The following is a 6,528-nucleotide window of genomic DNA, read 5'->3' as shown; positions in this document are numbered from 1 at the left end:
GAAGCCATCCGATAAGCTAACCTACAAAGCCCAATGATTCGTAAACAATCGGCTATCAAGAGAAGCTGCCATTCTAGCTTCTCTTTTTGGTTTGAAAGCTTGAATACGAGGGCTTTATACAGCTTTATAACAAGTTTCTGAAAAACGCCAAAAGTTACCCTGTCCCTTTGATATTCCACTATGTCCTCCAAGAACATAACGCCCAGTTAAGGGGTGAAGCACGCAATACCAATGTTACCGCATGGCACTTCAACACCAAAATCAACGCATACCAAAAATGCCACGCGTGCTGAATCCCACTTGAACTGTTTGTTAGCACGCTGCCCTTTAAGCCTTTGACACACGCCAAGACATTGAAATATAGCACGAAATTTATGGCTTAAAACACCAAAACGAAACGGACAGCTGCCAAACTAAAAACAAACTTCAAGACGTAAGTTGGCTTGAAGAAAAACATGCGAAACTACCCTATTTCGCAGTAATAAAATTTGCAAAGGATTCGATCATCGGACTTCAACAACCACGACAAATAGCCAAATTTAAGGCAGGAAATCAACCGCATCAAAGAAACCGCGCCAGTGAAATAGTCCGAAAGTTAGAAACCGTAAACGACAAACTCAAAGCGAAAACAACTCATATAGTGCCACCGGAGCGAACCTGAAAGGCACATTTGCTTAGGTGCAAAGCGAGGAAAAGAAACCAATAAAAACAGAAACTTTTAGCCTTTGATGTCAACCCAGTGCTAACGCCCTGCTAAGGGGTGAGCAACGCAATACCGATGTTGCCGCAAACCACCTTAATCACTAAATTAAACGCATAGTAAAAATGCCACGCGTTGCGAATCCCTCTTGAGCAGTTTGTTAGTTTGCAAACCCAAAGCGTTGATTTACGTTATTTTAAACTTTGTAAACAATAAGCTTTAAGTGTTTTGATGCACTTAAGCCAGGCGTAGTTTCAAAGCGGCTACTCAATGAAACCACGTGGAACAAACAACACCGCAGAAAACGAACTTACAACACCAAAAAGCGCTTTTGGAAAACTAATCTCACAATGCGGACTTTCAACAAAGTCACTGAAACCACGTGAACTTACCACACCAAAGAAAACGTCCTTGCGGCAAGTAAATCGGCTTTTGTATCGACAAACTCAACGAGCAGAGTTTCAGCAAAAAAGTTCGACTCAGAGAACCCAAAAGTCACCGCACCAAAGAACAAATCAGCCGTTGAAACGATGCCAATTTTGAATTTCACCACGCTGGTTAACACTGAAATTGAACGCCGATACGATAATTTCGACTTTGAGCTTTTACCACTAGATCTTGCGATATAGCTGCGTTTTTCCTCTTGCAAACTAACGCCCTGTTAAGGTGTGAGCAACGCAATACAAAAGCTGCCGTATAACACCTTAAACACTAGTCGCAACGCATAGCAAAAATGCCACGCGTTGCGAATCACTCTTAAACAGTTTGTTAAATTTTATAAAGCCTCGAAGTTTCCAAATCAAACTCAATAATCTTGCCTAAAATCACTTTCATATTTTTAATTGTGTCATCTTTTTCATCAATTAAAGTCATAAAGTATAAAATCCGCCCCCACTTTTTGAGGTGCTTTCCACTGACTTGTGCAATAACAGGAGTAAGGGAGTGAAATGCAGGTAAATCTAATCGTATATGAGTTTTGATGTGTGAGATAACCGATTCACTCTCTAGCCCATCTAGAGATTTTTGGATCGCCTCTATTATTGCTTGGTTTAACTCTCTCTCTTGAGAAAGGAACTCATAGTCTCGCGGGTTATTCTCAAAACTTTTTAATCTAGGTTCAATCTTAACTGCACGTTCAAAAATTGATTTGTTCTTAAGTAAATTAACAATTATAAATCTTAAATACTCACGTGCTCTTTGTTCTAACTTTTTATTCTTCTCTTTCTCTTGTTTCTTAACAATCAAGTCTAAAGCAACCATGATTAAAACAAGTTCTATTGCAACCCCAACTAACTCTGGAATTATATTACCAACAAAGGCTGCTTTGTAATTTTCGGTAAAAGTGAAAAACAAAATAGCCACCACAAATGCTACAGCCATCACTAAAGAATTTTTAGGATTCCTCTTTACTTTGTCTATAAGCCGACTCACGATACAAACTCTCTCACTCATTATCTAAATTTAACAACTCAACTAAAATATAAAATCTAACGCCCTGTTAAGGTGTGAGCAACGCAATACCGATGCTTCTGCATGCCACCTTAAACACTAAACGCAACGCATAGCAAAAATGCCAAGCGTTGCGAATCACTCTTAAACAGTTTGTTAAGCCTCTACTTTACGTTGGAAGCGGAATCTTTATTTGGACGGGCATCGATAGTTACTAACGTATCACCCTCTGTTAACTCTAACTCTTTGAAGACTTTGATCAACTTAGCTAACTCTGTATCGTTAAAATAGAGAATAACTTTTATCGACTTCTTGGTCTGATTCGCTGCCTCATAGACTTGCACTTGATTCTTGAGATTCTGTTTCAACTTGCTATTACTAGCTAGTTTGAACTCTACTAGAGTTTTATCCCGATTACCTCGCGAAATCTTATAGTCAACAGGACCTCGACCATTGTTAACTTCAGCGTTCACGTCAGAAACTGATGCAAACCAAGTTAAGCGGAATAGCAGTTGCAGATCTGATTCTCGCTTAACAGGTTGTCCTTTGATGTAGAAAATCTTATAGCCATCATTATTTTCAATGACTTGCTTCATGAAGTTTATGCGTTGAAGAGTTTCGTCAAACGTGCCTGGATTATTTTCGTAAAACTCAGTTTCTTTGAGCTTTTCAGCCAAAGACTTAACTCGCTCAATAAACATGATTTCGGTTTCTTTAACCTTTAACTTACTAATATCTTTAGCTTCTTCACCAGAGTCTTCTTTAAACTTAATAAAATAGTCAATGTATTCAGGATATTTAAGGATTGTGGATATGATAGCTTTGTCGTAGTCTTTTTTGTTAGGCTCGACAGGAAGGTTACGCGCTAGGTAGTCATTTAACTGCGCTCTTAGCTGGTCGTTTGGTATTGCGTTAGCAATGCCGTTGAAGTTAGCGACCATATCAGCCTTGTTAATCCATGTTTCATCTTTGGTGAGAATGTCTTTAGGAGTTAACAGCACAAAGTCACCATCAATGGTTGGTAGATCAAACTCCTTATTCACCCAAGTTCTGGTTTGATAGTTAAAATAAACTTTTTCAACAAGGTGAACTTGCCTAAAGTCTTTATTGATATTTTTCTGAGCGAATTCTTGTGTATATTCGAGTAAAAACGATTTTATCAGGTTTGTCGTAAAGTCACTGATGTTATCCCTACCAACACCATCTCGAATAAGGCATAGTTTTTCAAGGTGACTACTCGTCGTAATTTCTTCAGAACCAAAGTTAGTAAACACAGTATGTAGGTTTTCATTTAGAGCTTTAGCAAATTTTGCTCCTAGCCCACTGCCTCCATTCCCTACTGTACTGTACCCAAACCAATTTTGCTTCACCTCTGGGAACATGAACCAACTTTTCAATAACCCTTTATTGATTCCGTCGTCCTTTGAAACCTCTCTAAGAAAAGCGAGGTATTGAATCATATCGCTGTGTAAATCTTGATACTGTTTTTTCTCACTATTGAATAATAGGAACGGATCGATAAACAAAGGCATATCATTGATTAACGAAGGATTGAACGCGCCATAGCTTTCAATCGATTCTTCACTAACGTCAAAGAAATCCGAGAAATATATTTTCATTACAACTCCTAAAATTATCGATTGAGGCTTAACGCCCTGTTAAGGGGTGAGCAACGCAATACCAAAGCCGCCGCATACCACCTTAATCACTTAAACCAACGCATAGTGAAAATGCCACGCGTTGCGAATCCCTCTTGAACAGTTTGTTAGAGCGCAACTCACAGGTTGAACAGAACTTTCAAAAGAGAATTAACCAAGGAAGAAACTCCTAGAAATAGTACTACCGGCAAGCCTATCGCTATTATCAGTTTAAACTCAACAAATTGACCTACAACGGCATCACCATACCTACCACCCAGAAACTTTCTCGATTCATCACCTACTGTCGATTTGACTTCATCTGTAACTGTCTTGCGATCTTTACCGATGAATTCTCTAAACAGCATGAAGCCGAAAGGAGCGATAATAATGCCGGCGATAAGATATGAAATGTATTCAACTATATCGGTCATGTTCATACTTTTTTCTCCTGCGCTCTAACGCCCTGTTAAGGGGTGAGCAACGCAATACCAAAGCCGCCGCATACCACCTTAAACACTAAAACCAACGCACAGTGAAAATGCCACGCGTTGCGAATCCCTCTTGAACAGTTTGTTATGTGCGTGCTAATTGAGGTACTTTTGCCAATGTTGCTGCCCTGTCAAAACTACTCTGTAATCTTCGTAGTCCAATGAGCTGTAGAGCTTTTTAGCTGCAACATTATCATCACCGACCTCTAGTGTGATTTTGAGGTAATCATTATCACGACAATACTGTTCGATACCATTCAGTTGCGCTTTACCCACACCTTTACCACGAAAGTTGCCCGACACCATAAAATCATGGACATTCATCACTCTTTGCGCACGATAAGTTGAGAACGATTCAAAGCAAACCGCAAAACCGGCAGGCTTATTGTCGACAAAACTGATAAATCCGTGGAAATAAGGCAGCGCAAACAGCTGAGCAATAACAGAGGGATCTAGTTCAACCGAGAAGCCCGATAGGTACTCTCTGAACAAAGTCTCGTATATAACTTTATCCTCAACACTTTCTGTTTCGATACGTCTGATTGTGATTTCCATATTCATTTCCACCAAAGCACATAACGCCTTGTTAAGGTGTGAGGCACGCGATACCAATGCTTCCGCATAACACCTTAACCACTAAAACCAATGCATAGTAAAAATGCCACGCGTGCCGAATCACTCTTGAACAATTTGTTATGGAGCTACGCTCAACGTTAGCTCTTGTATGTCAATTTGGTCTACTTCCCTGCCCAATATCCGCTTGTACTCGACTAAACGATGAACTGGGATAACTGGCAACTCTATGCCTTGATAATTTTTAATAACTGATTCTGAAAAGGAGATTTCAAGCTGGTGCCAAGAGCCATCTTGATGTGATTGTATCTTAGTATGTTCAGACAAACCGATTTCAATTTTTTGATTTTGGTAAATCAATTGGAAATACTCTAGATCCCAACCATATTCAGCATAATGAGTTAACGGTTTGGATATGTATTTTGCTACATGCGATAGCACTTTATCTGCGTCTGAGTTTCGAATATAAAGATCTATATCTGCTATTTCCCGACTTCCACCATGAATAGTTGCCGCTAATCCACCTACTATTTGATACTCCACAACCTCTGCATCCAAGATTTCTTTGAGCCACTGCAAGGCTACTTTAACTTTATCACTCATCTAGCTTCCTTAGCTGAATTTTGCCCTGCGCCATAACGCCCTGTTAAGGTGTGAGCAACGCAATAGCGATGCTTCCGCATGCCACCTTAAACACTTAAACCACCGCATAGTAAAAATGCCACGCGTTGCGAATCACTCTTAAACAGTTTGTTATAGCGCTTTGCCGTTTACAAGTGACCAATGATGAGGCATTAATTCTCGTATAGTTTTGAAAACCAATGCATTCTCTGGAGTCGTAATTGCTGCTTTGACATCCCCACCCCAATGGACAAGGCGCTCTTGGCAAACTCCGCATGGTGACAAGATTAGAAATTCATCGTTCTCGCTCTCACGACACAAGCATAATGAGTGGGTCACTCGCTCATTGAGTTTGTGAGCCTCTAAATACGCTCCCACTTCCATGCATAGTGAAAGAGTATCGTTTTTAGTATCAGGAGCAATGCTTGTTAATATTTTTCCTGACTCTGTTCTAACAGCCGCAGCTCCACCCCAACCAGAAGGATATCGCATATTTACTAGTTCTATTGCTGCTTGATAGAGCTCTTTTTCGATATTATCCATGACCATCCATATTCAATTTTATCGAGCGCTATAACGCCTTGCTAAGGTGTGAGTAACGCAATACAAAAGCTACCGCACAGCGCCTTAATCACCCTAAGCCACCGCATAGTAAAAATGCCGCGCGTTACGAATCACTCTTAAGCAATTTGTTAGTACATGCGCTACTTCTATTTATGCGCTCCAAGATATTGAAAATTGAGATGATATGAAAGGCTTTGAACACTGAAGTGAGACGGGCCGCTACAAAACTTTACCCCATTGAAAGACGAAAGTTGGCTAGAAGAAAAACGCACTGGACAACCCTACTTTCACTTGCTTCAAATTAGAAAAGGATTCGGTCCTCGTACTTCAACAACCACACCAAAAGTAATCAAGGTTCTCTCAAAAGCCACCACGAAAATGAAGACGCGCCAAAGAAATAGGCTAAGAGTTAGAAGCCGTAAACGGAGAAATCAAAGCGAACACTCCGCATATAGTGCCACCGGAAAGAACATGAAAGGTACAAACTGTAAGG

7 protein-coding genes are annotated in these 6,528 nt (G+C 40.1%); all 7 read right to left on the bottom strand.

The features are described from left to right. Positions 1 to 1,088 precede the first annotated feature (1,088 nt). A complete protein-coding gene (locus R7P74_RS24135) occupies positions 1,089 to 1,253 on the bottom strand; it encodes a hypothetical protein (protein WP_225474305.1) in 165 nt (54 codons plus the stop codon). Between the two features lie 215 nt (positions 1,254 to 1,468). Beyond that, a complete protein-coding gene (locus tag R7P74_RS24130; protein WP_225474303.1) occupies positions 1,469 to 2,131 on the bottom strand; it encodes a hypothetical protein in 663 nt (220 codons plus the stop codon). A 182-nt stretch (positions 2,132 to 2,313) separates the two neighbouring features. Continuing rightward, positions 2,314 to 3,768, bottom strand: a complete 1,455-nt coding sequence (locus R7P74_RS24125; RefSeq protein ID WP_029835950.1) for a hypothetical protein — start codon at positions 3,766 to 3,768, stop codon at positions 2,314 to 2,316. A 158-nt stretch (positions 3,769 to 3,926) separates the two neighbouring features. Continuing rightward, positions 3,927 to 4,226: a hypothetical protein gene (locus R7P74_RS24120; protein WP_005536942.1), complete on the bottom strand. Its 300-nt coding sequence runs from the start codon at positions 4,224 to 4,226 to the stop codon at positions 3,927 to 3,929. A 147-nt stretch (positions 4,227 to 4,373) separates the two neighbouring features. Then, a complete protein-coding gene (locus R7P74_RS24110) occupies positions 4,374 to 4,832 on the bottom strand; it encodes a GNAT family N-acetyltransferase (protein WP_275593350.1) in 459 nt (152 codons plus the stop codon). A gap of 138 nt (positions 4,833 to 4,970) precedes the next feature. After that, positions 4,971 to 5,453 (bottom strand): MazG-related protein, encoded by a 483-nt coding sequence (locus R7P74_RS24105; protein ID WP_318123251.1) that lies wholly within the window; start codon positions 5,451 to 5,453, stop codon positions 4,971 to 4,973. Between the two features lie 150 nt (positions 5,454 to 5,603). Beyond that, positions 5,604 to 6,014, bottom strand: a complete 411-nt coding sequence (locus tag R7P74_RS24100) for a cytidine deaminase (RefSeq protein WP_031781297.1) — start codon at positions 6,012 to 6,014, stop codon at positions 5,604 to 5,606. Between the last annotated feature and the right edge of the window lie 514 nt (positions 6,015 to 6,528).

It is taken from the genome of Vibrio sp. 2033 (assembly GCF_033339735.1).
Note: the sequence above shows the minus strand (reverse complement) of the source record. Positions and strands in the feature narration are given on the sequence as shown.